At 54.6% G+C, this 25,100-nt stretch carries 22 protein-coding genes and 1 pseudogene; 3 read left to right on the forward strand and 20 right to left on the reverse strand.

The window, feature by feature from the left end; genetic code table 11:
• Positions 1-143: 143 nt before the first annotated feature.
• The 12 genes and pseudogenes from ndk to trmJ all read right to left on the reverse strand — a co-directional run bounded on the left by ndk (position 144) and on the right by trmJ (position 9,893).
• Positions 144-569, reverse strand: a complete 426-nt coding sequence (gene ndk, locus D9980_RS13485; protein ID WP_004952077.1) for a nucleoside-diphosphate kinase — start codon at positions 567-569, stop codon at positions 144-146.
• Positions 570-749: 180 nt separating this feature from the next.
• Positions 750-1,589 carry an enhanced serine sensitivity protein SseB gene (gene sseB, locus D9980_RS13490; protein ID WP_121607565.1) on the reverse strand — a complete coding sequence of 280 codons (840 nt, stop codon included), beginning with the start codon at positions 1,587-1,589 and terminating at the stop codon, positions 750-752.
• A gap of 262 nt (positions 1,590-1,851) precedes the next feature.
• Positions 1,852-3,147, reverse strand: coding sequence for an aminopeptidase PepB (gene pepB, locus D9980_RS13495; RefSeq protein WP_024484242.1), 1,296 nt, complete (start codon positions 3,145-3,147; stop codon positions 1,852-1,854).
• A gap of 243 nt (positions 3,148-3,390) precedes the next feature.
• On the reverse strand, positions 3,391-3,591 hold the full coding sequence (gene iscX, locus D9980_RS13500) for a Fe-S cluster assembly protein IscX (protein WP_021178855.1): 201 nt from the start codon (positions 3,589-3,591) through the stop codon (positions 3,391-3,393).
• 9 nt (positions 3,592-3,600) lie between these two features.
• Positions 3,601-3,935, reverse strand: a pseudogene (gene fdx, locus D9980_RS13505) (ISC system 2Fe-2S type ferredoxin).
• 2 nt (positions 3,936-3,937) lie between these two features.
• A complete protein-coding gene (hscA, locus tag D9980_RS13510; protein WP_021807190.1) occupies positions 3,938-5,788 on the reverse strand; it encodes a Fe-S protein assembly chaperone HscA in 1,851 nt (616 codons plus the stop codon).
• A gap of 34 nt (positions 5,789-5,822) precedes the next feature.
• On the reverse strand, positions 5,823-6,344 hold the full coding sequence (gene hscB / locus D9980_RS13515; RefSeq protein ID WP_121607566.1) for a co-chaperone HscB: 522 nt from the start codon (positions 6,342-6,344) through the stop codon (positions 5,823-5,825).
• A gap of 68 nt (positions 6,345-6,412) precedes the next feature.
• Positions 6,413-6,736: an iron-sulfur cluster assembly protein IscA gene (gene iscA / locus D9980_RS13520; protein WP_021178859.1), complete on the reverse strand. Its 324-nt coding sequence runs from the start codon at positions 6,734-6,736 to the stop codon at positions 6,413-6,415.
• 52 nt (positions 6,737-6,788) lie between these two features.
• Entirely contained in the window at positions 6,789-7,175 is a 387-nt protein-coding gene (gene iscU, locus D9980_RS13525; protein ID WP_004952090.1) for a Fe-S cluster assembly scaffold IscU, read from the reverse strand.
• Positions 7,176-7,199: 24 nt separating this feature from the next.
• Complete coding sequence (locus tag D9980_RS13530) at positions 7,200-8,414, reverse strand: IscS subfamily cysteine desulfurase (protein ID WP_121607567.1); 1,215 nt, start codon at positions 8,412-8,414, stop codon at positions 7,200-7,202.
• 55 nt (positions 8,415-8,469) lie between these two features.
• Complete coding sequence (iscR, locus tag D9980_RS13535; RefSeq protein ID WP_021178861.1) at positions 8,470-8,964, reverse strand: Fe-S cluster assembly transcriptional regulator IscR; 495 nt, start codon at positions 8,962-8,964, stop codon at positions 8,470-8,472.
• 194 nt (positions 8,965-9,158) lie between these two features.
• Positions 9,159-9,893, reverse strand: a complete 735-nt coding sequence (trmJ, locus tag D9980_RS13540) for a tRNA (cytosine(32)/uridine(32)-2'-O)-methyltransferase TrmJ (protein WP_024484246.1) — start codon at positions 9,891-9,893, stop codon at positions 9,159-9,161.
• Between the two features lie 117 nt (positions 9,894-10,010).
• Here trmJ and suhB point away from each other — a divergent pair, with 117 nt between their 5' ends.
• On the forward strand, positions 10,011-10,814 hold the full coding sequence (suhB, locus tag D9980_RS13545; protein WP_021178863.1) for an inositol-1-monophosphatase: 804 nt from the start codon (positions 10,011-10,013) through the stop codon (positions 10,812-10,814).
• 174 nt (positions 10,815-10,988) lie between these two features.
• Here the strand turns inward: suhB and D9980_RS13550 are convergent, their stop codons facing one another.
• From D9980_RS13550 to D9980_RS13575, 6 genes are all read right to left on the reverse strand, one after another.
• Positions 10,989-12,179 carry a DUF3322 domain-containing protein gene (locus D9980_RS13550; RefSeq protein WP_121607568.1) on the reverse strand — a complete coding sequence of 397 codons (1,191 nt, stop codon included), beginning with the start codon at positions 12,177-12,179 and terminating at the stop codon, positions 10,989-10,991.
• On the reverse strand, positions 12,169-15,558 hold the full coding sequence (locus tag D9980_RS13555; RefSeq protein ID WP_202913956.1) for an ATP-binding protein: 3,390 nt from the start codon (positions 15,556-15,558) through the stop codon (positions 12,169-12,171). The genes D9980_RS13550 and D9980_RS13555 overlap by 11 nt, the downstream gene beginning before the upstream one ends.
• On the reverse strand, positions 15,542-16,354 hold the full coding sequence (locus tag D9980_RS13560; RefSeq protein ID WP_238393634.1) for a DUF4194 domain-containing protein: 813 nt from the start codon (positions 16,352-16,354) through the stop codon (positions 15,542-15,544). The genes D9980_RS13555 and D9980_RS13560 overlap by 17 nt, the downstream gene beginning before the upstream one ends.
• Positions 16,351-17,724, reverse strand: coding sequence for a DUF3375 domain-containing protein (locus D9980_RS13565; protein WP_238393635.1), 1,374 nt, complete (start codon positions 17,722-17,724; stop codon positions 16,351-16,353). Before D9980_RS13565 ends, D9980_RS13560 begins: the two co-directional genes overlap by 4 nt.
• A 179-nt stretch (positions 17,725-17,903) precedes the next feature.
• A complete protein-coding gene (locus tag D9980_RS13570; RefSeq protein ID WP_121607570.1) occupies positions 17,904-18,926 on the reverse strand; it encodes a nickel/cobalt transporter in 1,023 nt (340 codons plus the stop codon).
• Positions 18,917-19,585: a DUF1007 family protein gene (locus D9980_RS13575; protein WP_121607571.1), complete on the reverse strand. Its 669-nt coding sequence runs from the start codon at positions 19,583-19,585 to the stop codon at positions 18,917-18,919. The genes D9980_RS13570 and D9980_RS13575 overlap by 10 nt, the downstream gene beginning before the upstream one ends.
• A 144-nt stretch (positions 19,586-19,729) precedes the next feature.
• Between D9980_RS13575 and csiE the strand changes: the two genes are divergently transcribed.
• Positions 19,730-20,995 carry a stationary phase inducible protein CsiE gene (gene csiE / locus D9980_RS13580; protein WP_121607572.1) on the forward strand — a complete coding sequence of 422 codons (1,266 nt, stop codon included), beginning with the start codon at positions 19,730-19,732 and terminating at the stop codon, positions 20,993-20,995.
• On the opposite strand, the gene D9980_RS13585 is transcribed toward csiE, so the two are convergent.
• Positions 20,992-22,143: a 3-phenylpropionate MFS transporter gene (locus tag D9980_RS13585; protein ID WP_121607573.1), complete on the reverse strand. Its 1,152-nt coding sequence runs from the start codon at positions 22,141-22,143 to the stop codon at positions 20,992-20,994. The genes csiE and D9980_RS13585 overlap by 4 nt on opposite strands.
• A 161-nt stretch (positions 22,144-22,304) precedes the next feature.
• Entirely contained in the window at positions 22,305-23,558 is a 1,254-nt protein-coding gene (gene glyA / locus D9980_RS13590; protein ID WP_024484255.1) for a serine hydroxymethyltransferase, read from the reverse strand.
• 341 nt (positions 23,559-23,899) lie between these two features.
• Here glyA and hmpA point away from each other — a divergent pair, with 341 nt between their 5' ends.
• Positions 23,900-25,090: an NO-inducible flavohemoprotein gene (hmpA, locus tag D9980_RS13595; RefSeq protein WP_121607574.1), complete on the forward strand. Its 1,191-nt coding sequence runs from the start codon at positions 23,900-23,902 to the stop codon at positions 25,088-25,090.
• Positions 25,091-25,100: the final 10 nt, after the last annotated feature.

Consider the following 25,100-nt stretch of genomic DNA (forward strand, 5'->3'; position numbering starts at 1 on the left):
AAGCACGCCCCAGGCAAGATAGCTTCCCTGGGGCGCGGCATTGTACAAATTTTAGTAGCGGGTTTCTACGTCTGAACGGCTTTCACGGCATTTTTATTGTATCTGCCGGTAAATAGCCTATTTCAGCAGAAAAACGCCCGCAATTAGCGTGGGCAGATTTCGCTTTCGTTAAAGAAATAGGCGATTTCACGCTGGGCAGATTCTACTGCGTCTGAGCCGTGAACGGCGTTGGCAGTGAAGCTGTCTGCATAGTCAGCACGCAGGGTGCCGGCCAATGCGTTGTCCGGGTTGGTTGCGCCCATGATGTCACGGTTACGCTGTACGGCGTTTTCGGCTTCCAGAACCTGTACCACGATCGGGCCAGAGGTCATGAACTCCACCAAACCGTCGAAGAAAGGACGACCTTTGTGCTCAGCGTAGAAGCCTTCGGCCTGTTCGCGAGTCAGACGCAACATTTTAGATGCGATGATTTTGAAACCCGCGCGCTCGAAACGAGCATAGATAGCGCCGATGTCATTGTTAGCTACAGCGTTTGGTTTAATGATGGAAAAGGTACGTTCTACGGTCATGATGGCCTCTATTATGTCTTCCAAAACAGGCCGGGCGATAAGGTGAGGTGCCGGCCTTTCAAGTGGCGCAGATTATATGTGCGCTGTTAACGCTTGCCTACGGGAAAATCAACATTTCATTAAAAAAAAATTATCTTAATCCTCGATAGTCAGCGACAAATTGGATCCTGACCTATCGGCTTACTGGGTTTTATCGGTCGATGGGATCATATTTCGCAGCCAACTGCCCCAGCGACGCTGATAGAAGGCCTGGGTATGGGTGATCAGATAATGGCTCACGCCCCGCGCATTCTCTTCTACCAGGCAAAAATCAACTGGCTCATCGTTCGGCGCAGTTTCGCTAGCCACCATACCGGCTTCGCTGATCAACGCTTCAATCTCTGCCGGGTCGCCATCCACTTCCAGACCCACCAGCAGGTTCGGCTTCTCATCTACGGCGCGATCGTGCATCAACGCCAGGAAAGCGCGGCGTACCGGTTTCCGCTGACTGAACAAGGTCGTCAGCGCATCCACCATCGCCGCCGGATACTCTTCAGGCTGCCCCAGCAGCAACTGGGTTTCAGTATCGATATAGCGCTCTGCCGGTTTCACTACGCCACCGGTAGCCAACAGCATGGCGATCTCGGCTGGCAGGAATTCCTTACCATGGGTGCCTTTCGGGTTCAGGAACAGTTCGGCACCTTGGGTGATTTCAAACAGCACGCGAGCGGGCATGGCGATAAAGGGTTGCTCATCCTCCACCGCGTTTTGCAGCGCCTCCAACGAGGTGAAGAAAGGCACCACGCTGCTGCCATCCTGCTTTTCCCAGTGCTGAATGTTCACCGGCGTCTCGGCATTCAGCGTAATTTCACCGTCGTGCGGCACCTGCTCGCTGTCACCCAGAATGTAGACCGTTGAATCCAGCAGTTCGCGGAAAAACGCCGGGCGGTGCGCCGGTTCCGAGGCCGCCAGCCCCAGCAGGCGCTCAAGCTCGTTTTCGCCCGCAACGGCGTCATCATCATGATGGTGGTGGGAACTCATTGCCGACTCCTTCAATGTATCAGGGGCCCAGCATGCTGGGCCCCTACGGAAAATTTGGGATAATCGAGGTGAGAAGTTTTCCTGCTTCAGCGATCTTTCCCTCACCCTAACCCTCTCCCACAGGGAGAGGGGACTGAACGTGCCACCACTTTATTACGGTACACGTCCTTAACATTCATCCTGTTACAGATTAACGTCTACACCTGCCCACGACACCGAACGGCTCCCTCTCCCTATGGGAGAGGGTTGGGGTGAGGGGCGGTTACTTGGCCTTGCTCAGCAACAGGTTGGCCAGCGTACGCACGCCCAAACCCGTTGCGCCTGCTGACCACTGATCCACGGCACCTTTACGGTAGGTGGCAGAACAGTCGATATGCAGCCAGCCCTTTTGGTAATTCTGCACAAAGTGTGACAGGAAAGCCGCTGCGGTGCTGGCGCCAGCGGTGTAAGCCGGTCCCGCAACGTTGTTCAGTTCAGCAAAGTTTGACGGCAACTGGCTGCGGTGGAACTCCGCCAGCGGCAGACGCCAGAACGGCTCGTGCTCTTCATCCGCACTGGCCAACAGCTCTTGCGCCAGCGCATCGTCAAAGCTGAACAGCGCGTGGTAATCATTCCCTACCGCCGTTTTAGCTGCGCCAGTCAAGGTCGCACAGTCAATGATCAACTCCGGGTTTTGCGCGCTGGCGTCGATCAGGCCATCGGCCAACACCAGACGCCCTTCCGCATCGGTATTCATAACTTCAACGGTTTTGCCATTACGATAGCGGATAATGTCGCCTAGTTTAAAGGCGTTACCGCTGACCATATTGTCCGCACAGCACAGATACAGTTTGACGCGCTGCTGCAAGCCGCGTGCCACCGCCAATGCCAATGCGCCAGTGATGGTGGCCGCGCCGCCCATGTCGGACTTCATCGAGTCCATAAACGCACTCTGCTTGAGGCTGTAGCCGCCGCTGTCGAAGGTGATCCCTTTACCTACCAGGCAGGCAAATACCGGTGCTTCTGGGTTGCCCGTCGGGTTAAAGTCCAGCGCCAACAGCACCGGAGAACGATCGGAACCCCGGCCAACGGTATGAATACCGGCGTAGTTCTGCTCGCGCAGGTCTTCACCTTTGGTGATGCGGTAGCTGACGGCATCGCAACCGACAGCACACATCAGATCAACCGCGCGGGTTGCCAGTTGCTCTGGCCCCAGCTCTTCCGCTGGCATATTGATGGTGTCACGCACCCAATCGACAATCTTCAGGCGCTGTTGCAGCTCTTGGCTTTCCGCTTCCGGCAGCTCAGCCCATTCAACGCTACGCTGCCCTTTCGGCCCGCGATAGCCCTGCCAAAACGCCCAGCTGTTTTCCAGGTCCCAGCCTTCCCCGGCCAGTTTCACTTTCTTGATGCCCTGGCCATCGATCCTGCGTGCCGCACGCTGGATCAGGCCCAGTTTGCCGGAATTGCTCAGATGGATGGTGATGCCTTGGTCATTGGTGCTCAGCAGCGCCTTTTCACCCCAGCGCGCATCGGCGGGTTGCTGGGATAGCGTGATCTGCATGATTTCGGTTGTCATAGCCTTACTCCGGATTCCCCCCTTCATTCTTCACTCTATCAAGCGAAATTCATTGGGGATTTTTATTGTATACCCTATGGATTTCAAGTTGCAGCTAGGCGACAAGCTATCTCATCCCCAGGAGCTTACTTTTGGGTAAGTGACTGGGGTGAGATAGCGCAGGTAACAACGCTGCGGCTTGAAAGACGACGGGTATGTCGGATACAAAATAAAGGGGCTGCCTTTGGCAGCCCATTTCGCTATTTACTCTGCTTCATCTAACCAGACCAGCAGGATCGCTTCCAGTATTTTTTCATTGGAAGCCTGCGGTTCGTCGTCAAATTCTTCCAGATCGCAAATCCACTGGTGCATATCGGTGAAACGCACGGTTTTCGGATCGGTATCTGGATAGGCATCGTACAGGGCTTCGCCGATTTCGCGGCTGTCTGTCCACTTCAGTCCCATTAGTAGCTCCTAGTGCTCGCGTGCGTGGTTGACGGTATAACGCGGCATTTCGACCACCAGATCGTCTTTGGTGACCCGGGCCTGGCAGCTCAAGCGGCTTTCCGGCTCCAGCCCCCAGGCTTTGTCCAGCATGTCGTCTTCCAGCTCGCTGCTTTCGGCCAGGGAATCAAACCCTTCACGCACGATGCAGTGGCAAGTGGTACAGGCGCAGGATTTCTCACAGGCATGTTCAATTTCAATACCGTTACGCAGTGCGACATCGAGGATAGTTTCCCCAACTTCCGCTTCCAGTACTGCCCCTCCGGGCATAGATCTTGATGGGGCAGGAAAACAATTTTCGGCATGGTTAAACCTCATCCACAGAATGGCCAGCCAGCGCACGGCGAATGGAGGCATCCATGCGGCGCGCGGCAAAATCTTGGGTTGTTGCATCGACTATTTTTATTGCAGCCTCGATCGCAGCAGGATCGGAGCCTTGCATCACTTGCTGGAGCTCGGCTACCGCGTTGTTGATAGCCAGGCTTTCTTCGTCACTCAACAGAGCGGCATCGCTGGCCAGTGCACCTTGCAGGCTTTCCAGCACACGGGAAGCTTCTACCCGTTGCTCCGCCAGCTTGCGAGCACCGACATCGCTTTGCGCATTGGCCATCGAATCCTTCAACATGCCGGCAATTTCGGCATCGGACAGGCCATACGATGGCTTGACCTGAATGGAGGCTTCGACGCCAGTGGATTTCTCCATCGCCGTCACGCTCAGCAGGCCGTCTGCATCCACCTGGAAAGTCACACGAATATGTGCCCCACCGGCAGGTAGCGGCGGCAAGCCACGCAGCGTAAAGCGCGCCAGCGAACGGCAATCTTGCACCAGTTCACGCTCGCCTTGCAGCACGTGGATCATCATCGCGCTCTGACCGTCTTTAAAGGTAGTGAACTCCTGCGCACGCGCCACCGGAATGGTGGTGTTACGCGGGATCACCTTCTCAACCAGGCCACCCATGGTTTCCAGGCCAAGCGACAGCGGGATCACGTCCAGTAGCAGCATTTCGCTATCCGGCTTGTTACCTACCAGGATATCCGCCTGGATAGCAGCACCGATCGCCACCACCTTGTCCGGATCGATCGACGTCAGCGGCGTACGGCCAAAGAACTCGCCCACCTGTTCGCGTACCAATGGCACACGGGTTGAGCCGCCCACCATCACCACTTCCAGCACCTCATCGGCACTGACGGCGGCATCTTTCAGCGCGCGGCGGCAAGCCATCAGGGTACGTTTCACCAGCGAAGCAATCAGCGTTTCGAACTGTTCGCGGGTCACTTCACCCTGCCAACCAGCAATATCTACCGTGGTGCTCTGCGCATCGCTCAGGGCGATTTTGACCGCAATCGCGGCATCCAGCAATTGGCGTTGCACACCATGATCGCTACGATCGCTAATGCCGGCCTGTTCACGCAGCCAGTCCGCCAGCAGATGATCGAAGTCATCGCCACCCAATGCGGAATCACCGCCGGTAGCCAGCACTTCAAACACGCCACGGCTGAGGCGCAAAATGGAAATATCGAAGGTACCGCCACCCAGATCGTAAACAGCGATCACCCCTTCCTGACCTGAGTCCAACCCGTAGGCGATAGCTGCGGCGGTCGGTTCATTCAACAGGCGCAGCACGTGCAGGCCAGCCAGACGCGCAGCGTCTTTGGTGCCTTGGCGTTGAGCGTCGTCAAAGTAAGCAGGAACGGTGATCACCACCCCATCAAGTTCACCTTCCAGCGCCGCTTTAGCGCGGGTAGCCAGTGCCTTGAGGATATCGGCAGATACGCCAACCGGGTTAACCAGGCCTGCGGCGGTCACGATCATTGGCAGGCCGTTATCGCTGGCCTGGAACTGATACGGCAGGTTTGGATAGCGTTGTTGCACGTCCGCCAAAGAGCGGCCCATCATGCGTTTGACAGAGCTGACCGTATTGACCGGATCTTGTGCCGCCTGTGCACGAGCGCTCCAGCCAACCTGATGTTCGGTGGCCTGATAATGCACCACGGAAGGGAGCAGATAGCGCCCTTCAATGTCGGCCAGCGTTTCGGCCTGGCCGCTACGCACCGTAGCCACCAGCGAGTTGGTGGTCCCCAGATCAATACCGGCAGCCAGGCGGCGCTGATGCGGCGCAGCCGTGAGGCCAGGCTCACTAATTTGTAATAAGGCCATTTACAGAGCTTCCAAAATCAAGATCAAGAATCTATTACTCAAAACCCAGCAATTTTTCTTCGAGTTGTTCAATCTGTTGCTGGAGCTTGTCCAAAAAGCGTAACTTGCGCACGGTATCGGCAGCCTGTGACCACTGCTGATCATCCAGCTCCTGCAGCATCTGCGCGCTACGCTGTTTGAAGGTCTTGTTCAGGCGCGTGGCGAAGGCAGCCAGTGCGTTTTGCGCATCCGGCGAGCGTTCAATGGCATCAAGCTCTTCACGCAGCTCCAACTGTTCCATCAGGAACGCGGTGTCGCGCAGGGTATGTTGCTCGTTGCCCAAATCAAAGCCGTGCAAAGATAGCATATACTCGGCACGTTTTAACGGGTGCTTCAGCGACTGATAGGCTTCATTGATGGTCGCCGCCTGCTGCAACGCCATCAGGCGTTCACGCTCCGGTTGGAGGGCATGGCGATCGGGGTGAAATTGGCGCTGCAAATCTTGATAGCGTGAGGTAAGCAAGCTGCCGTCTACGCTATAGCGGACCGGCAACCCGAATAAAGTAAAGTAATCCATAGCGTGCTCGGGGCGTTATCGTGATGATTGAGGTTCCCCCGTGGGTCACGGGGGAGCACGATGGACTGTCAGACGTTAAAGCTTTCGCCGCAGCCGCACTCGCTTGAGACGTTCGGGTTGTTGAACTTGAAGCCTTCGTTCAGACCTTCCTTGACGAAATCAAGCTCGGTACCGTCCAGATAGACCAGGCTCTTGCCGTCAATGATCACCTTGACGCCTTTGTCTTCAAAAACGATATCATCGTCGTTCGTTTCATCAACAAATTCGAGCACATACGCCATTCCGGAACAGCCGGAAGTTCGCACGCCCAGACGCAGGCCGAGACCTTTGCCACGGTGGTCCAAAAATGCCTGAACCCGCTGCGCGGCGCTGTCGCTCATGGTAATCGACATAACAACCTCTTCAATCTTAGCCCGCAAAGCGGGCTAACTGACTCAATAATAACTACTTGGCGCTGTGCTTGCTCTTGTAGTCGGCGATCGCTGCTTTAATGGCGTCTTCGGCCAGAATTGAGCAGTGAATTTTAACCGGAGGTAACTCCAGTTCTTCGGCGATCTGGGTATTTTTGATCGCTTCGGCCTGATCAAGAGACTTGCCTTTCATCCATTCGGTCACCAGCGAGCTGGAGGCGATGGCGGAGCCGCAGCCGTAGGTTTTGAAACGGGCATCTTCGATAATGCCTTCGTTGTTGACCTTGATCTGCAGCTTCATCACGTCGCCACAGGCCGGTGCCCCTACCATACCGCTACCGACGGTAGGATCTTCGTTATCAAACGACCCTACGTTACGCGGGTTTTCATAATGATCGATTACTTTTTCGCTATAAGCCATGACGTTGCTCCTGGAGCCTGAGAATTAATGATGTGCCCATTCGATGCTGTTGATATCCACGCCCTGCTTGAACATGTCCCACAGTGGGGAGAGATCGCGCAGACGGCCAATGGATTTACGCACCAACGAAATGGTGTAATCGATCTCTTCTTCCGTGGTGAAACGCCCCAGGGAGAAACGGATCGAGCTGTGCGCTAACTCATCACTCATACCCAGTGCACGCAGCACATAGGAGGGTTCAAGGCTGGCAGAAGTACAGGCTGAGCCTGAAGAAACCGCCAAGTCTTTCAACGCCATGATCAGCGACTCACCTTCAACATAGTTGAAGCTGACGTTGAGAATGTTCGGTGCACCGTGTTGCAGATCGCCGTTCAGATACACTTCTTCCATATCTTTCACGCCGTCCCACAGACGATCGCGCAGAATGCGCAGGCGTGCCATTTCGCTGGCCATTTCTTCTTTGGCAATACGATAGGCTTCACCCATGGCAACGATCTGATGTACTGCCAGGGTACCGGAACGCATACCGCGCTCATGGCCACCGCCGTGGATCTGGGCTTCGATGCGGATGCGCGGCTTACGCTGCACATACAGGGCACCAATACCTTTCGGGCCATAAATCTTGTGGCCGGAGAAGGACATCAGATCTACTTTCAGCTTGCTCAGATCGATAGGCAGTTTACCTACGCTCTGGGTTGCATCGACGTGATAGATGATGCCACGCGCCCGGCACATTTCGCCGATGGCGGCGATGTCCTGCACCACGCCAATTTCGTTATTCACGTGCATGATGGAAACCAGGATGGTGTCTTCACGCATCGCGGCTTCGAGAACCTGGAGATCGATGATCCCGTTGCTCTGCGGTGCCAGATAGGTGACTTCAAAACCTTCGCGCTCAAGTTGGCGGCAGGTATCCAGCACGGCTTTATGTTCGGTTTTGCTGGTGATGATGTGCTTGCCTTTCTTCTGATAGAAGTTGGCAGCGCCTTTGATCGCCAGGTTATCGGATTCGGTGGCCCCAGAGGTGAAGACGATCTCACGCGGGTCCGCGCCAACCAGTTCAGCGATTTGGTTACGGGCGATATCAACCGCCTCTTCCGCCTGCCAGCCGAAACGGTGGGAACGGGAGGCCGGGTTACCGAAAGTGCCGTCCAGGGTCAAAAACTGCATCATCTTCTCGGCAACACGCGGGTCCACAGGGGTCGTGGCCGAGTAGTCCAGATAAATCGGTAATTTCATTGCTCTTGTACTCCGTACATCACTTCCAAAAACCAATAAATTAGTCGTCAGCTGCTTATGCGCGCAGATTAACGTTGATCGTTTCTTGCAGACGACCGTTGGCCGTGCGGCGCGTATCGCTATTTTGACGGTCTGCCACGTCCAGCACTTCCTGGTTGTTCACCAGTTCGGCCAGCGTAATATTGTTCAAGAACCCGCTGATGCGCTCGCTCAGATCGCGCCACAGAGTATGGGTCAGGCAACGATCGCCCCCCTGGCAGCCTTCTTTACCCTGGCAACGGGTGGCGTCTACAGATTCGTCGACTGCGGAAATCACCGCGCCTACGGCGATAGCGTCCGCGTCTTTGCCCAACAGGTAACCACCGCCTGGCCCACGCACGCTGGCCACCAGGCCATTCTTACGCAGACGGGAAAACAGTTGTTCCAGATAAGAGAGCGAGATACCTTGGCGTTCGGAAATATCCGCCAGTGGTACCGGCCCTTCCTGGGAGTGTAATGCCACGTCGAGCATGGCAGTTACTGCATAACGGCCTTTGGATGTCAGTCTCATAGCTAATTGGTTACCTGTTGGTCAAACATGGGCCAAATTCTGACATTCCCGAGTAAATCAGTCAACTATTTAACCTACTAATTTACTCAAGTATTCGTGCTTTTTGTGCGCTTTGCTATCCGATGCATATAAAATACACCTTATAACCCCCAGATAAGCAATACTATCTTGCGTAACTGCGGGTGACAGCAAAATTAATTACCTTGCTGTTTATCCTGTTTCTCGATCGAGGTCAGCATGCCACGCAAGATATTCAGCTCCTGCGCTTCCGGGCGTGCCCGAGCAAACAGGCGGCGTAAACGGTTCATCACCTGCCCTGGATGGGCGGCGCGGATAAAGCCGGTGCGCACCAGCGTCTGCTCCAGATGCTGATAGAAGCGTTCAATATCATCCACCAGCGGATACGGCGACTCTTCCACCGGTGCAGCCTCTTCCTGCTGGCGATCGAGGAAGGCAACGCGAACCTCATACGCCAGGATTTGCACCGCCATGGCCAGATTCAGCGAGCTGTACTCCGGGTTGGCAGGAATGGCGACATGATAATGGCATTTCTGTAATTCGTCATTGGTTAGCCCAACGCGTTCACGGCCAAAGACCAACGCAACCGGCCCCTGCTCGCCTTCCTGTACCGCGCGTACGCCGCATTCGCGAGGTTCCAGCATCGGCCATGGGAGAGTGCGCGAACGAGCGCTGGTGCCTACCACCAAGCGGCAACCCGCAATGGCTTCATCAAAGGTATCGACAATCGTGGCGTTGCCAATCACATCGCTGGCGCCTGCGGCCAGGGCGATCGCCTGGGAATCGGGTTTCACCAGTGGATTGACCAGATAAAGGTTGGTTAACCCCATGGTTTTCATGGCACGGGCAGTAGAGCCCATGTTGCCGGTATGAGAGGTTTCAACCAGAACAATGCGGATATTGTGCAGCATACAAACTCTGAGCGTTGCGGAAAATCGTAGCATCCTAACACAGTCGTAGGTATTTTGCCGAACACCTGCTATACTTCGCGCCGTTTCCTGTTCTTTAACATCCTGTGGAAGATACCCATGCATCCGATGCTGACTATCGCCGTGCGCGCTGCGCGCAAGGCTGGCAACCTGATTGCCAAAAATTACGAGACTCCAGACGCTGTAGAAGCGACACAAAAAGGTTCTAACGACTTTGTCACTAACGTCGATCGCGAGGCTGAGCGTCTGATCATCGAAATCATCCGTAAATCTTACCCGAAACACACCGTAATTGGTGAAGAGTGCGGTGAGTTAACCGGTGAAGATCAGGATGTACAATGGGTGATTGATCCACTGGATGGCACCGCCAACTTCATCAAACGTCTACCACATTTCTCCGTTTCCATCGCCGTACGCATTAAAGGCCGTACCGAAGTGGCCGTGGTTTACGATCCAATGCGCAACGAACTGTTCACCGCCACCCGTGGCCAGGGCGCCCAGCTCAACGGTTACCGTCTGCGCGGCACCAATGCCAAAGATCTGGATGGCACCATCCTGGCGACCGGCTTCCCGTTCAAAGTCAAACAGCACGCACCGGCTTACATCAACGTGCTGGGCAAACTGTTCACCCAATGTGCCGACTTCCGTCGTACCGGTTCCGCTGCGCTGGATCTGGCCTACGTTGCCGCTGGCCGCGTTGATGGTTTCTTTGAGATTGGCCTGAAGCCTTGGGACTTTGCTGCTGGCGAACTGCTGGTACGTGAGTCTGGTGGCTTGGTCACCGACTTTGTTGGCGGGCATAACCACTTCAGCTCTGGCAACGTGGTTGCCGGTAACCCGCGTGTGGTGAAAGCATTGCTTTCCAATATGCGTGAAGAACTGAGTGAAGCGCTGAAGCGTTAATCTCGGGCGGCATCAGGCTACTGATGTGGCATTACCCCTTGATTATCCAGACGGGCGCAGCATGCAGCGCCCCTACGTTTTGAGCCGGTGGGGTTGTCGGCAATGCTGCTGAATTTGTAGGATTCGGCCGTAGGGGCTCAGCATGCTGAGCCCGTTTAATAACAAGCACGTTTTCTACTGCAAACTGCTCAACCATTCATTCAGCCGCTGTTGGATATAATCCGGCGCCAGCTTCTCCTGCTCCAAACGCGTTCCTGGGTAATTTCCCGCGATCAACGCCTCAAACAGCACTAGTTCATCCGCCGTCAGGTGCGTTGGCACTACGGTCATCGAAGAATCCTCATCAACCATCATCGCTGAATAACGCATCACGGTAGTATGATCCATCATCAGAGCCGTCAGTTGTGGCAATTTGCTGCGGGCATCGCTCAACACATGCAATCCCCACGAGTCGATATCGCCCCAGTAAGCGACCTGTTTATCGGCCAGCCAGGGAGCATCCAGCCAACTGACATTCTTCCCTCCGCCGGCTACCGCTATCGTATCTGCCAATAAGGGTAATCCCAATCCTGACTGCACATTCTCCACCACCAGAATATGTTTGGCCGGTAACGGTTGTTGTCGCAGCTCATCCACCGTTAACTGCAACAACCCTAATCCCCCCAGCCTGGCCTGCGCGGCGGCGCATAGCGGGCGTACCGTTAACCAGCCTTTATGATTGCCTTTAACATCCAGCCAGTTAGCCAAACCACCTTGTGCTTCGATCGCTCCATCATGCAGGCAATCGAGCAGATCGCTAATCAAGCGAACATATTGCTCGACAAATTTGGTATCAACGCCTTGCAGCGGTAAAGCACGCAGATACTGGCCATTCCCCATGCCGGGTTTAAGCTGAGGAATTAACTGCTGTAACCGCTGAATATCTATTGGGGATAACGAGGCTAATAACTCCAGGTAATTCACCAATACCGGGTACAATTTGGCCTCTATCGCCAATAATGGCGCCATATTTCGTACCCAGCTATCGCTGCGGGCTTGCGCCTCTTTGCCCAGATAAGCCAACAAGCTGGTGATATCCTCAAGCACCAACGCCATCGGCACCCGCTGGCTCCCTAACGTTCGATAATTACGTTCTTCCCACTCAAGCCATTGCTGCTGCGGAAATTGCCGCCAGGCACCGACGTAACGCTGAAAATGGGCCAGGTCAGCTAATATTGCCCGATTCGTCGGTGGTTTCAGCGAAACGCGTATGGGAAAAGGGCGTTCCCCTAAAAGACGGGCTTTCAAATTGCCCCGGTGAAGCCACTCACGCTTCGAGATCATGGCATAAGCCTGCTCAGGCAAACGCCCCCAATCATCCGCCATGTTGACCAACCTCGGTCAATTCGATGCCCAGGTTTTGCGCACGGCGTTGGCGTGCCGTATCCAAGCGCCGATCGATTTCCGCCCAGGTGACTTCACACAGGCGGCTTTCATGGTTCTTGGCATCACGTTCGGCAATCAGTAAAGAGCGCGCAGATTCACGCGCCAGGTTGAGGTTCTTATAGGGCGTAATGATATTGACGTGAATGTGCAACTCACGGAAGACCTGCAATACCCGGCGGCTGACGGCCTCCGCCGTATTGGAAAAGGCCTCATCCAGAAACACCGTACAGTAAACCGGCCGATCCTGGCCTTCGGGCGTCAACACATAGGCCAGGCTGGCGGCGACAATAGTGCCAGCGAAGGATTCTTTCTCTCCACCGGATTTACCGCCCGAAGATAGCAGGACGTCACGCACCTCATGATTGGCCATATCTCGCTCTTCGGCAAAGAAAGACATTTGATAACGCGCATCCAACAGGCGCAGGCTTTCCTGCGTTCCCGAAGAAACCGGATTGCTGGCTTTCTCGAGGATCCCTACCACCAGCCTTAGCTGCTGATAGCGGGCCAGATGATCGTCACTGGTTGCCTGAGCGAAAACCTTATCCAACTGGCGATTAAAATCCTGCACATGAGGATACAGTTCGGTCTTGGTACCCAACTTCAAGTAGCTCCCGGCCCGGAACTCGGTGCGAGCCAGCACTTTATTGATCGTCGCAATCCGCTCCAGAATATCATCGCGTTCGGCATCAATGCGCTGACGAATACGCACCATTGACTGGGTGGCGTGCTTGTTTAGACGTGCTTTGAACTGCTCCACCAAGGCTGGCAGACCTTCACGCTCCAACTGTTCGAGGTGTTGTAAATACTCTGGCAGACTGTCGACACCGGCTCCCCAACTGCCTGCGATAATTTCCCACTTGGTACGGAAGGATGACATGCTGCCCACCGCTTCCCGTAGGGCAGTGTTCTTGCGATCGCTGGCTTTATCCTGAGCTGTCACCAACCGCTTGCGATGTGATTCAGCCAAAAACGCCAGTTGAGACAGCTCCGCGTCGTCCAAAGCCCCGACTCGTTGTTGCAGCAGAAGACGCACTTCGTCTTCCATCCCAGGCTCAGCAGCCTTGCTGGCTTTATCCTGCTCGCGCTGCGCGTTGGCTTTTTCATTATCCAACCCGCCTTGGCTGGCATTCTTGCGGTCTTTCTCTCCCCGCAAAGTGGCTAAACGCTGCTTGGCCTCTTCCCAACTTGCTTTACACTGCTGGAGATCGCTCCCCGAAGCCACCCACTGATTAAGCTGCTGCTCAATCCGGCCAACCTTGCCTTGCCACAACGGAGCATCGATATCTTCCCAACGATAGCGAGGCAGTTTTTGCCACAACGCCTCCCGCTGGTTCACCTCATCCAGATCGATGCGCGCCGATTCCAGCGCCTTTTGCGTTTTGCTCAGCTCACTGCCTGATGACTTGATATCCTGCTCTAACAACGCAATACGCGTCTGGTTAGAAAACCCCAGTTGCCATGCCCGCCGATCGTCAACCTTATGCTGATCCTTTTTCTCAAAACGACCTTGGTCGCGATGGATCAACCCTTGCTGAGTCATGGAAAATGCGGTGGCATCCAGGGTTTCGACCGTATCGACACAGTGCAAATCAAAACGCGCCAGATGGTGTTGCAGCCAGCTGCGGTAAGGATGCTCGCGCCAGGTTAATTTATGCAGGTAGCCATCATGATGGAACGCGGGCTGGGCTGACGCGACAGCTTCCCGAACCACCTGCACTCGAACATGAAGCCCGGTATGGCGCTGATTCAGCCAGCGGGTCACTAAATGAAAACTCGCCTCCGGCACGGCTAGCGTCGTGCGTATACCGCCCAATGCCCGTTCTATAGCCCCCTGCCAATGTTGCTGATCCGGGTCAACATCCAACAGCTCCCCAATAAACAGACATTGTTCACGTGGCAACGCCAAGGCAGCCACCATTTCGTCACGCAAACGTTGGAAACGCAGATCGATATTCGAATCGGGCCGGGCGCGTATCCCTTCCAATTCCTGTTCAAGTTGGCGCAACTGCCCCTGCAAGTTTGCCAACTCGGCGCTCAGCGCGCCAAATCCATCTTGAGCTGCGCGCTTTTCATCGCTAATGGTTTGCAGCTTTTCTCGCGAAATCGCCTGATTATGCAGAAAGACACCTTCACGCAGGCTAGTCTCCAGCCCCAGCGCTTTAACCTCTTGCTGATACTCCGAGGCTTTAACTCCCACGCTTTCCAGTTGACGCTGAGCCTGCGCCAACTCTTGTTTGATGATTTCGATCCGGTCGCCACCGGCGTTAATATAATCCGTATGCGTTTTTTCAACCTGCTCCTGGGTTTCTTGCTCATCGCGATCCAACTGCCTGATTTCCAGCGCCAGCGCGTCCAGTTGGTTTTGTAACCCTTTGATCCGGCTATCCCACAGGCGAAAACCACATTCCCCCATGTAAACCGGTAAGGCATCAAGCTGGGCCGTCAGCCGTTTGATCTCCGCTTCACTGCTGCGCAAGCTACGATCTAAATCGGGGAATCTGATCAGGTGATCCCGCTGATTGCGAGCATCCAGCAAACGTTCATGGATCGCCACCAGATCGGCAAACTCATCCACCACTCGGCGGGCATCGTCTTTAACACCGCTGGCTTCCAACACCAGTTCACGGATCAATTCGGTTAAATCATCGATTTTCTTTAAACCCAGCGCCCGCGCCAGCAATGCCGGAGCATTTTTATTTTCCATATGCAGGCAGCGCCGGTAAGTTTCCTGATAATCACTAAAATTATCGCCGCATGGCGTAATGGCGGGATCTTCTTTCAACCATTGGTTCAAGCCACGTACGTTGCCTTCACCAAAGCGATCTAACAGCTCTTTCAAGGCAACATCGCGCCTGGCCACCAGATAGATCCGGCTAATGTCCGCCAGCGCGTGGCTGTGTTTGGTGGTCCAGAATAGCGCTGCCAACACGATGCAAGAGCCATCGTCGGCACGGTATAACGCCCTTAATGCGGTAAGCACTGGCCCTTCACGCTTGCTTTTGACCCGCGTTTTGGCTCCGTCATGCTCCGAGCCGAAACTGCCGCGCATATAGGACACCAGCGAACGATCGGTGCGATCCCCCTGCGCCGCGGCAATATTAAACGAGGCTTTACCCGCGGGCAGCAGCAGCGCCATCAGGCCATCGATCAGCGTCGATTTACCTGACCCGTTATCCCCGGTCACCAGCGTGCCCAACGGATCGATGACGGCCGTATGCAGTTGATGAAATGAGCCCCAGTTATAGACGGATAACTCAGCCAGTCTGATTTGCCCACAATCAGCACCAGCCAGCGTCAATTGTTCACTCTTCGCCATCATCTGCTTCCTCCTTGTTAGCCGGAGAGGTTCCCGCATTCAGAGCCAGCCGCTCATACTCTTCGAGCATAGCCTCCAAAAATGCCGCATTGACCACATAACGAATGACCGGGGTAATTTCATAGCGCTCACTCTCACCACGGATCGCCGACAAAATATAGCGCTCGGCCATTTTATCTAACGCCGAATTCAGCTTCTTTCTATCCGCCTTGCTGTTATTGGTTAACGGCAGAAAGGGCGTCAGGTGGCTTTCGATACGCTCAATGTCAATGATCACACGCTGTTCGCCTGCGCGTTCCCGCTCCTGATAATGCTTGCGTAGTACCAACAGCAGTAAGGTGTCATACAAGGACAAGGTCCGGCGGTTAATCAGGGAAATGGTTTCCGTCTCTTCATCTTCCTCCAGATCTTGCTGCAGGACAAAAGCCACTCCGCCCGGTTCATCCAGCAATAAACGTAGATACATATTGGCCAGGTGATTACCGATGACGGCCTGATGGCGACATAAGGCTTCAAACAGCTTGGGCTTTTGCGCGGCCAGTACGACGCCAACACGCAGCAGGCTAACGAGAGTACGCCGGATCTCCGGAGCTAACACCTCGGTATCAACTTCCGTTATCTCTGGTTCAGCGGTAGCAAGCTCTGGTGCCACCAAATCCAGCTCCAAATCCAGCCGCTCTTGCGGCTGTTTTGCCACTTGTTCAGGTTCGGGAGTTCGTTCCCGTTGCTCCTTGCTAAGCTGGCTTAAACGCCGCATGCGATCCAGTAAATCGCCTGATGACACTTTCTCTTCGCTCACAGCGCCAGCTCCCCCAAGTTCGCGGGAAACATGGCCGCACTCAGCAGATAGCCGGGTATCACCGCATTCAGTTGCACACCTTGTTTATCCGTCACCATTATGGTTTCCTTTTCATCCAGCTCTGTCGCTTTCACCGCTTTGGCAACGCGCAACCAGGCAACCAACTCTTCCAGCCCCATCTCTAACGGCTGCTGCTGTGCCAATGCGGCAAGGGTCATAGGGCCACCACGTTGCAATAGTTCCAGCAGGCACTGCGCCACTTCGAGCATTCTTACCGTGTCCAGATAGTCCAGCATATCGTCGCTGGGAATGCTGCCGTTAGTTTGAACTTCTACGCCAGAGGTATCCAACTGCTCATCGGGAGACTTCAGCAGCAGCGCATCTGGCGAGTAAAAGCGAATATGCCCAGTGGGTAGACGTACCGAGGTGCTGATTTTTAAGCTGTTCTGGTCTTCCTTGAAGCGGATCGCCAACCGCTCCAGCCGCCCCAACAGACGATCCACCGCGCGCTGTTCAGACAATGTCCCGCTTTCGATATAAGCACGCAAGCTCTCTTCGGTCTTACGGCGGATCAGAAATACCCGTTCACTTTCACGGCTCAGCTCACGCATCAGTTGCCCAAGAAACTGCTTCTGCTGGGCCGTTAATGATTCTGCGACCGGGAGATTCAGGATCACCTGTAACTGCTCACGAAATTCCGTCGTACGGTTTTGATCGCACAACAATTGGAAAAACCCCTCGAAGGCACTGCCAGCGTCAGTCTCGGTCAACAGTTGCTCTTTTTCCAACACCGCCAATAGCACTTCCCCTCGGCTTGCTCCCTGTTCGATCATCTGGATACGAATATCTTTATCCATGGTGCGGATTTCGTCTTCGACACGGCGAAAATCCCCCGTCAGCACCGAAGCCAACTGATAGATTTCCCGTAAGCGCTCTCGTTGCTGAGAAGGTGACAACTCAACGATCACCCCGGCCTTAACCGCGTCGATTTCACGTTGAATTTCACGCCTTTTCTGCTCAAGCACCGCCAAACGGCGATCGGGATTGGGGGAAATAGAAATGACAAAATCACGTACCGCATCTTGTACGATGCGTAAATGTGAGGCCGTGGTGGTGGCATTGTGCTGGTCTAAGGAGAGGCTGAAGCGTAGGGCTGTCTCACAGGCATCGGTTTTGGTCAGATGGCCGTCCAACTCACGTAACCACCCTGCCTGGATCCATTGGTTCAGATAGCTGGTCGCTGGACTTTCGGTGATCCAAATGCCCTGGAGGCGGCACTGTTCAAGGATGCTTTCCAACAGAATGCGGGCTCGCCCATAGGGCACTTCATTTTCTTCACTGAACAGATCGGCGACGAAAGCCAATATCAACGGGGCGTTATCTGCGCGTAATAACTTCCAGGCAATATTTTCCTGATAGATACGCCGGAATCTGGCTTGGAACTCATAGAAACTAATGATAAACCTCTCTTTCCTTATAAGAAATCCTGAGGGATTACATTAGGTTATTTTACTTATGTTAGCTCTGTGTTCAATATTTAATCTCGCGATCAACGGGAAAAAGGCCGTATCCCGCCACCAAATTCCGGCTGAGCGCTGACATACAGCAGCACACCGGCAAACAGCAGAATCAAACCTCCGGCTAACGCCAACGTCCCCCAAGCAACCGCACTCCAGGCCGCCGGTGCGCGTTGACGGCTGATACGTATCGCCAGCTTACGGCTGTAATGCACCAGCAGCGCCAATCCGGAAATCGTGATCGAGGTACCCAGTGCCATGGCCAGTGCCGACAACACGCCCCAGGTAAAAACGCCGATCACCTTGGAAAACAGCAAGACCAGGATCGCCCCGGAGCAAGGCCGTAGCCCCATTGCCAGCACAATAGCCGTTTTGGTACGCCAATCATTACCAGCTTGCAGTTCCTCATCGCTCGGCAAATGCCGGTGGCCACAACCACAATTCGCGCTATGCACATGATCGGCTGGCAAAGGCTGCAAGCTGTTGATGCGCAGTGCAGGCCGAGGGTGCATGGCTTTCACCGCCATAAACAAGCGCTTTAATGCCCGCCAACTGAGCAAGACGCCGAGCAGGATCACCAGAATAAAACTGCCCTTCTCCAGCCAGAAACTACTTTGATGCAACTGGCGGGAAGAGAGCTGCAGCACCACCAGCACTAGCGTGACCAGGGCAATCGCGACCAATCCCTGCACCACGGAGGCGGCAAACGTCAGCTTCAGGCTGCTTTTCAACCGTGCCGGGTGGGTAGCCAGATAGGTGGCGATCACCACTTTACCGTGGCCCGGACCCAGGGCATGCAATACGCCATAGCCTAGACTGAACAACATCAGCGCCACTCCCGCTTGCTGGGGATCCGCTTTTACCTGTTGCAGCAACGCCGCCATTTCCTGATGTAGCCCTTTCTGCCACACCACGCTTTGCATCAACAACTGCGGCCAGTAATGCCAAACCCACTGAGCCACCGCAGCCAGCAAAATGAAGAACAGCAACAACGGCCACAGGCTGAAGGCCCAATGGCGCTGAGGTTTGCTGGCCTGGCTGAGGTTTACTGACATGTTAACGTCACCCGCTGGGCAAACTGTTGCCCCAACGCCATATCTTCGCCGGGCGAGTCGTTCTTATCGAGAGACAGTGCGTAGGCTTGCAACGACTCATTCGGCTTTGGTGTCATCAGGCTGAATTTGCACTGCTTGGCCATTTCTGGCGGCAAGTGCAACGCCTTTTGATCCTGATAGGTCATGTCCACAAAATAGGTGGGATCGTAGGTGGCAATCTCAAACGGCTTACCTACCAGCGGCTGTGGCTCCGCCAGCGGCAACACAAACTCCAGCACGGCTTTATGGCCCTGCCGGGATAGATGGTATTCGGTTGGCAAGTTGAGGTATTTCACCGGTTTGCCTGCGCGGTAAATATCGGTGAAATAGTGCTGCCCGAGGACGTTAGCCATCACTTCCGCCGCCAGTTTTTTCCAGACTTCTGAATCGCTGTTGGCATTTTCTGCGTCATACAGCAGATCCGCCGAAGTGATCTCATCCATTACCCAAACCATTTTTAAACCGGTCAGCTTCTGATCCTTAGCCACAAAGGTGGTGTTCATATCGATAAAACTGTGTGGGTGGGCCAGTGCCCCCATGTTGATCATCATTACCAAGCAGGCCACCAGGGCGCGGAGTTTCATCATCCAAGCATACTTTTTATTGTTATAATATAACATCAACAAAACCTCAACCGGCGTGAACAAGCCGAATAACTGTGACGAAAGTAGTAAGCCGAAGTAAAAGCAGGGGCAACAGCCACGCCCCGCAGAGCCTTTTGCTATGCTTAAACATAATTTAAACACGACCTGCCAGAAGGTGATATGAGCCTGGAGACTTCTTCTGCGCCTGAGTTCTCCGGTCAACAACGGCGCTGTCATTTACTGCTGATGCTGTATGCGCCAGTGCCCTCGGTACAACTGGAGACAATCGGCCAAATCAACGGCGTAGACCTGCTCATTACCCGGCAAGATATAGCCGAGGTTGCCAGCGAGATCCAGCATTTCCATCATCTGGAAATCAGCGGCGACCCCGACGAAGGCTACCAGATCCAGGGCAGCGCGCTGGATCTTCGCTTGTGTCTGCTCCAATGGCTACGGCGAGCCTTGCGTTGCAGCCCTGAGTTTGTCGAACAACACTTTGGCCCTCAGTTTCAGCAGGCGATGAAGCTTCAGCACCAACAGCTTCCGGCACTGGAATTGTGCATCAACCAATGTGAACAGCGCCTTAACCGCCGTTTTGAGCAGCGTGACCGACTGTTTTTGCAACACTATCTTTGTTATTGCGTCTGGGCTAGCCAGCATCAGCGCCATCCTCAATTTGATCGCCGCCAGCATGAGTGGCTGCAAAGCAAGCCAGAGCACCTGGCGGCAGCGGAACTGCATCAAGCGCTGAATCAGCTATTTGGCCAGCTCGGTGATAGTAGAGAATGCGACTTCCTGGCGTTGATGTTTACCCTGCTGAAAAGTCACAGCTACCAAAGCAGCGATTCGCCAGAGGACCAACGCTTGATGGCGGCCATCGGGCAGGTGGTGGAACGCTTCCAGCAGATCTCCGGCATGCATTTCAGCAGCCAGGAGGGATTAATCAGCCAGCTGTTTGCCCATTTGGCCCCTGCCGTGGAACGCTGCCGGTTTGCTATCGGCATCGACAATACGCTACTGGAAGAGGTGGTCCGTAAATATCCCCGTCTGATGCGCACCACGCAGGAGGCATTAGCACCGTTTGAACAAGAATATGAGATTCAATTTTCGCGGGAAGAAGCAGGGCTAGTGGCGATCAGCTTTGGTGCCTGGTTGATGCAGGGCAACGCGCTGCAGGAAAAGCAGATACTGTTGCTGACGCTGGATAACCCGCAGTTGGAAGAAGAAGTGGAATATCAGATCCGCGAACTGACGCTATTGCCGTTGAATATCAAATATCAGCCGTTGCACGATTATCTGCTCGCAGGCGCGCCGCAAGGGATTACGCTGGTGATCAGCCCCTACGCCACACCGAGCCAGGAGCAACCACCCACACTGATTATTACCGAATTGCCGCTGGAGCGTCAGCAGCGCAAGGCGATCCGTGCGCTGCTGGAAAGCCATTAGCGGCCGCTGTTAACCGCCACCGCCGGTGGGCGAATAAACAGCGCTGGCACCACCACCGCGACCATCACCCAGAACACTCCGCCCTGATAATGCTCGAACAGGAAGCCGGCCACCACGGTCATCACGGCAATGCCGCCGCCCATCGCCAGCGCCGAATAAACCGCCTGCAGACGGATGACTTCTGCCCCCTGACGCGCCGCAATAAAGCGCATTGCCGCCAGATGGCAGACCGTGAAGGTACCACAGTGCAGCACCTGCACCAGCAGCAGCCAGCCGATTTCCGTCGTGGTTGCCATCAAGCCCCAACGCAACAGGCCGCATACTGCGGAAAGTAACAGCAGATTACGCGCGTTCCAGCGACGGAACAGGAAATTGCTGCTGGCAAAGATAACCACTTCGGCGACCACGCCCAAAGACCACAGGTAGCCGATAGTCGCCGCAGAGTAACCCGCCTCTTCCCAATAGATAGAGGCAAAGCTGTAATAACCGGCATGTGCCCCTTGCAACAGCGTCACGCACAGCAGAAAACGCCAGACAGGCCCTTCGCTGAGCAGTTCACGCCAGGAGCGGCTAGGTTCATTCTGCGCACGAGCCTCACCTTGTGGCTGCACGCTCGGTTTCAGCAACATGCCCACCAGCATCGCCAGGATGCTGACCAGCAGGCTGATCAAAATCGCATTATGGCCCCAAACGGACACCAGCTTGCCAGTTAACGCCGAGCCGATCACAAAGGCCAGCGATCCCCACAGCCGCACCCGGCCATAGTCCAGAGTGATCTGCCGTTGCCAGGTGGCAGCCAACGCATCGGTCAGGGGAACCAGCGGGGAGAAGAACAGGTTAAAACCGGCGATCACCAATATCAGCCAGGCCCAACCATTACCGAAGCAGAAGCCGACGGCAAACGCCAGAGAGAGCAATGCCAACAAACGCAACGCGGTGATTAAATAGGAGGGATCTTTAACGCGTGGAGCAATCAGCAGGCTACCGAGGAAGCGCGCTACCAAGCCAGCGCCGAGCAAGATACCGATGGTTTCAGGCGGTATACCTTCACCTTTTAACCAAACGCTCCAAAACGGTAGATAGATGCCATAGGAAAAGAAGTACGTGAAATAACTGAGAGCGAGCCAACGCGTTGATTGCAGAACCATGTTCCCTCCAGGATGAGGGCAATACTTTGACAGAGCTCACACCTTGCAGCAATCTTCATTCATGCCCAAAGGGCTAGAGTGCAAAGTAGTTCACAGTTTAGCTGCAACAAAACCAAAAAAAACCCGCCGAGGCGGGTTTATCTGCAAACCAATCGAAGTACTTAGGCGTAAACCGGGAAGCGAGCGCAGATATCCAGCACTTTCTTCTTGGTACGTTCGATAGTGGCTTCGTCGTTCAGGTTGTCCAGTACGTCACAGATCCAGCCAGCCAGTTCACGCACTTCGGCTTCTTTAAAGCCACGGCGAGTCACCGCTGGGGTACCCAGACGGATGCCAGAGGTCACAAACGGGCTCTTCGGATCGTTTGGCACGCTGTTCTTGTTAACGGTGATGTTAGCGCGGCCCAACGCGGCATCGGCTTCTTTACCGGTCAGGTTCTTATCGACCAGGTCCAGCAGGAACAGGTGGTTGTAGGTGCCGCCAGAAACCACTTTGTAACCGCGATCCAGGAACACTTTCACCATCGCTTTGGCGTTATCGGCCACTTGCTGCTGGTAAACCTTGAACTCAGGCTCCATCGCTTCTTTCAACGCTACCGCTTTACCGGCGATCACGTGCATCAGCGGGCCGCCCTGGCCACCAGGGAAGACGGCAGAGTTCAGCTTCTTGTACAGATCTTCATCACCACCTTTGGCCAGGATCAGGCCGCCACGCGGACCTGCCAGCGTTTTGTGAGTGGTGGTGGTCACGACGTGAGCATGAGGAACCGGGTTCGGGTAAACGCCAGCGGCAATCAGGCCTGCCACGTGTGCCATATCCACGAACAGGTAAGCGCCGATGCTGTCAGCGATTTCACGCATTTTTGCCCAATCAACCACACCGGAGAAGGCCGAGAAGCCGCCGATGATCATTTTTGGTTTGTGGGTCTGCGCCTGTTTGGCCAGATCGTTATAGTCAATCTGCCCGGATTCATCGATGCCGTAAGGCACCACGTTATACAGCTTACCGGACAGGTTCACCGGTGAACCGTGCGTCAGGTGGCCGCCGTGTGCCAGGTTCATCCCCAGGATGGTGTCGCCCGGCTGCAGCAGTGCGGTATAAACGGCAAAGTTGGCTTGAGAACCAGAGTGCGGCTGCACGTTGGCATAGTCGGCACCGAAGAGCTCTTTGGCGCGATCGATCGCCAGTTGCTCAACGATATCAACGTATTCGCAACCGCCGTAGTAACGCTTGCCCGGATAGCCTTCTGCGTATTTGTTGGTCAGTTGGGAACCCTGGGCCTGCATTACGCGCGGGCTGGTGTAGTTCTCAGACGCAATCAGCTCAATGTGCTCTTCCTGACGCACCACTTCCTGCTCCATTGCATGCCACAGTTCGGCATCATAATCAGCAATGTTCATTTCACGCTTTAACATCCGGCATCTCCTGACTGAAATCAGCTAGCTTAATTTACCCCTATGGGTGCTGGGCCACAGTGTAAACCGTTTCGGCCTATTGAAGATAGGTCTTGACAGAGGTTTTTACGCAAACGATTGGCATCAGGTGGCGTAAGGCTTTGAACCCTTAAAGGACGCATTTTGGCAACGGAGTTTTACTCATCAACAAAATGCGCTTTTTTCATGTTCTGTGAAGGCGATCGACGGTTAACAACCCCGCAACAACAACAGGGATATTTACAAGCATGAGAAAATTTCATAAGATGCATATAAAATACATCTATTAGATAATCATAAAAACATCCCCAAGGAGCCTCACCATGCTGGATAGTCAAACCATCGCCACCGTTAAATCGACCATCCCCCTGTTAGCCGAAACCGGCCCCAAACTGACCGCCCACTTCTACGATCGCATGTTTGCTCATAACCCTGAATTGAAAGATATTTTCAATATGAGCAACCAGCGTAACGGCGATCAGCGCCAGGCGTTGTTCGATGCTATCTGCGCTTACGCCAGTAATCTGGAAAACCTGGCCGCCCTGCTGCCTGCGGTAGAACGCATTGCCCAGAAGCACGCCAGCTTCAATATCCAGCCCGATCAGTATCAGATTGTCGGCCACCACCTGTTAGCCACGTTGGACGAAATGTTAAGCCCTGGTCAGGAAGTGCTTGATGCCTGGGGAAAAGCCTACGGGGTGCTGGCCAACGTGTTTATTCAGCGTGAAGGCCAGATTTATCAGGAAACGGAAAAGAGTGACGGCGGCTGGCGTGATTTGCGAGCCTTCCGCATCGTGAAAAAACAGCCGCAGGGCGAGGTCATATCCAGCTTTGTACTGGCACCGGTAGACGGCGGCCGCGTGGCCGATTACCAACCAGGTCAGTATCTGGCGGTTTATATTAACGATGGTAGCCTGCAACATCAGGAGATCCGCCAGTATTCACTCACCACCGCATCGAACGGGGAATATTACCGTATCGCGGTCAAACGTGAGGAACAGGGCGCCGTTTCCAACTTCCTGCATCAACAGGCCAAAGAAGGCGATATCATTCATCTCGCGGCACCACACGGCGATTTCTTCCTGCAGGTAGAACCTACTACGCCGGTGGCATTAATCTCGGCAGGTGTTGGCCAAACACCAATGCTGGGGATGCTTAACACCCTGCACGACAATCAGCATCCGGCCAACATCCACTGGCTGCATGCAGCAGAAAACGGCTCGGTGCATGCTTTTGCCGACGAAGTGGCGGATATTGCCGGGCGCATGCCTAATCTGAGCCGTCATGTCTGGTACCGTGAACCTAATGCCGATGATGTGCAGGGCCGCGATTATCACAGCCAGGGCCTGATGGATCTGAGCGCATTGCGTAGCGAGTTGAGCGATCCGCAGATGCATTACTACTTCTGTGGCCCAGTGCCGTTTATGCAGCACGTGGGTAAGCAGTTGCTTGAGATGGGCGTGGAGGCCGAACGTATCCACTACGAATGCTTCGGCCCGCATAAGGTGCTGTAAGGCTTCAGGT

The organism is Serratia sp. 3ACOL1 (assembly GCF_003668775.1).
GTDB lineage: Bacteria > Pseudomonadota > Gammaproteobacteria > Enterobacterales > Enterobacteriaceae > Chania > Chania fonticola.

What these genes read in the sequence shown, in the direction of transcription:
- iscR (WP_021178861.1), bottom strand. Translation starts at nt 8,964, where the DNA reads ATGAGACTGACATCCAAAGGCCGTTATGCAGTAACTGCCATGCTCGAC.
- D9980_RS13575 (WP_121607571.1), bottom strand. Translation starts at nt 19,585, where the DNA reads ATGTTATATTATAACAATAAAAAGTATGCTTGGATGATGAAACTCCGC.
- ndk (WP_004952077.1), bottom strand. Translation starts at nt 569, where the DNA reads ATGACCGTAGAACGTACCTTTTCCATCATTAAACCAAACGCTGTAGCT.
- hmpA (WP_121607574.1), top strand. Translation starts at nt 23,900, where the DNA reads ATGCTGGATAGTCAAACCATCGCCACCGTTAAATCGACCATCCCCCTG.
- D9980_RS13550 (WP_121607568.1), bottom strand. Translation starts at nt 12,179, where the DNA reads ATGGCGGATGATTGGGGGCGTTTGCCTGAGCAGGCTTATGCCATGATC.
- iscX (WP_021178855.1), bottom strand. Translation starts at nt 3,591, where the DNA reads ATGGGACTGAAGTGGACAGACAGCCGCGAAATCGGCGAAGCCCTGTAC.
- D9980_RS13570 (WP_121607570.1), bottom strand. Translation starts at nt 18,926, where the DNA reads ATGTCAGTAAACCTCAGCCAGGCCAGCAAACCTCAGCGCCATTGGGCC.
- hscA (WP_021807190.1), bottom strand. Translation starts at nt 5,788, where the DNA reads ATGGCCTTATTACAAATTAGTGAGCCTGGCCTCACGGCTGCGCCGCAT.
- iscA (WP_021178859.1), bottom strand. Translation starts at nt 6,736, where the DNA reads ATGTCGATTACCATGAGCGACAGCGCCGCGCAGCGGGTTCAGGCATTT.
- D9980_RS13585 (WP_121607573.1), bottom strand. Translation starts at nt 22,143, where the DNA reads ATGGTTCTGCAATCAACGCGTTGGCTCGCTCTCAGTTATTTCACGTAC.
- hscB (WP_121607566.1), bottom strand. Translation starts at nt 6,344, where the DNA reads ATGGATTACTTTACTTTATTCGGGTTGCCGGTCCGCTATAGCGTAGAC.
- iscU (WP_004952090.1), bottom strand. Translation starts at nt 7,175, where the DNA reads ATGGCTTATAGCGAAAAAGTAATCGATCATTATGAAAACCCGCGTAAC.
- D9980_RS13555 (WP_202913956.1), bottom strand. Translation starts at nt 15,558, where the DNA reads ATGATGGCGAAGAGTGAACAATTGACGCTGGCTGGTGCTGATTGTGGG.
- glyA (WP_024484255.1), bottom strand. Translation starts at nt 23,558, where the DNA reads ATGTTAAAGCGTGAAATGAACATTGCTGATTATGATGCCGAACTGTGG.
- suhB (WP_021178863.1), top strand. Translation starts at nt 10,011, where the DNA reads ATGCATCCGATGCTGACTATCGCCGTGCGCGCTGCGCGCAAGGCTGGC.
- pepB (WP_024484242.1), bottom strand. Translation starts at nt 3,147, where the DNA reads ATGACAACCGAAATCATGCAGATCACGCTATCCCAGCAACCCGCCGAT.
- trmJ (WP_024484246.1), bottom strand. Translation starts at nt 9,893, where the DNA reads ATGCTGCACAATATCCGCATTGTTCTGGTTGAAACCTCTCATACCGGC.
- D9980_RS13530 (WP_121607567.1), bottom strand. Translation starts at nt 8,414, where the DNA reads ATGAAATTACCGATTTATCTGGACTACTCGGCCACGACCCCTGTGGAC.
- csiE (WP_121607572.1), top strand. Translation starts at nt 19,730, where the DNA reads ATGAGCCTGGAGACTTCTTCTGCGCCTGAGTTCTCCGGTCAACAACGG.
- sseB (WP_121607565.1), bottom strand. Translation starts at nt 1,589, where the DNA reads ATGAGTTCCCACCACCATCATGATGATGACGCCGTTGCGGGCGAAAAC.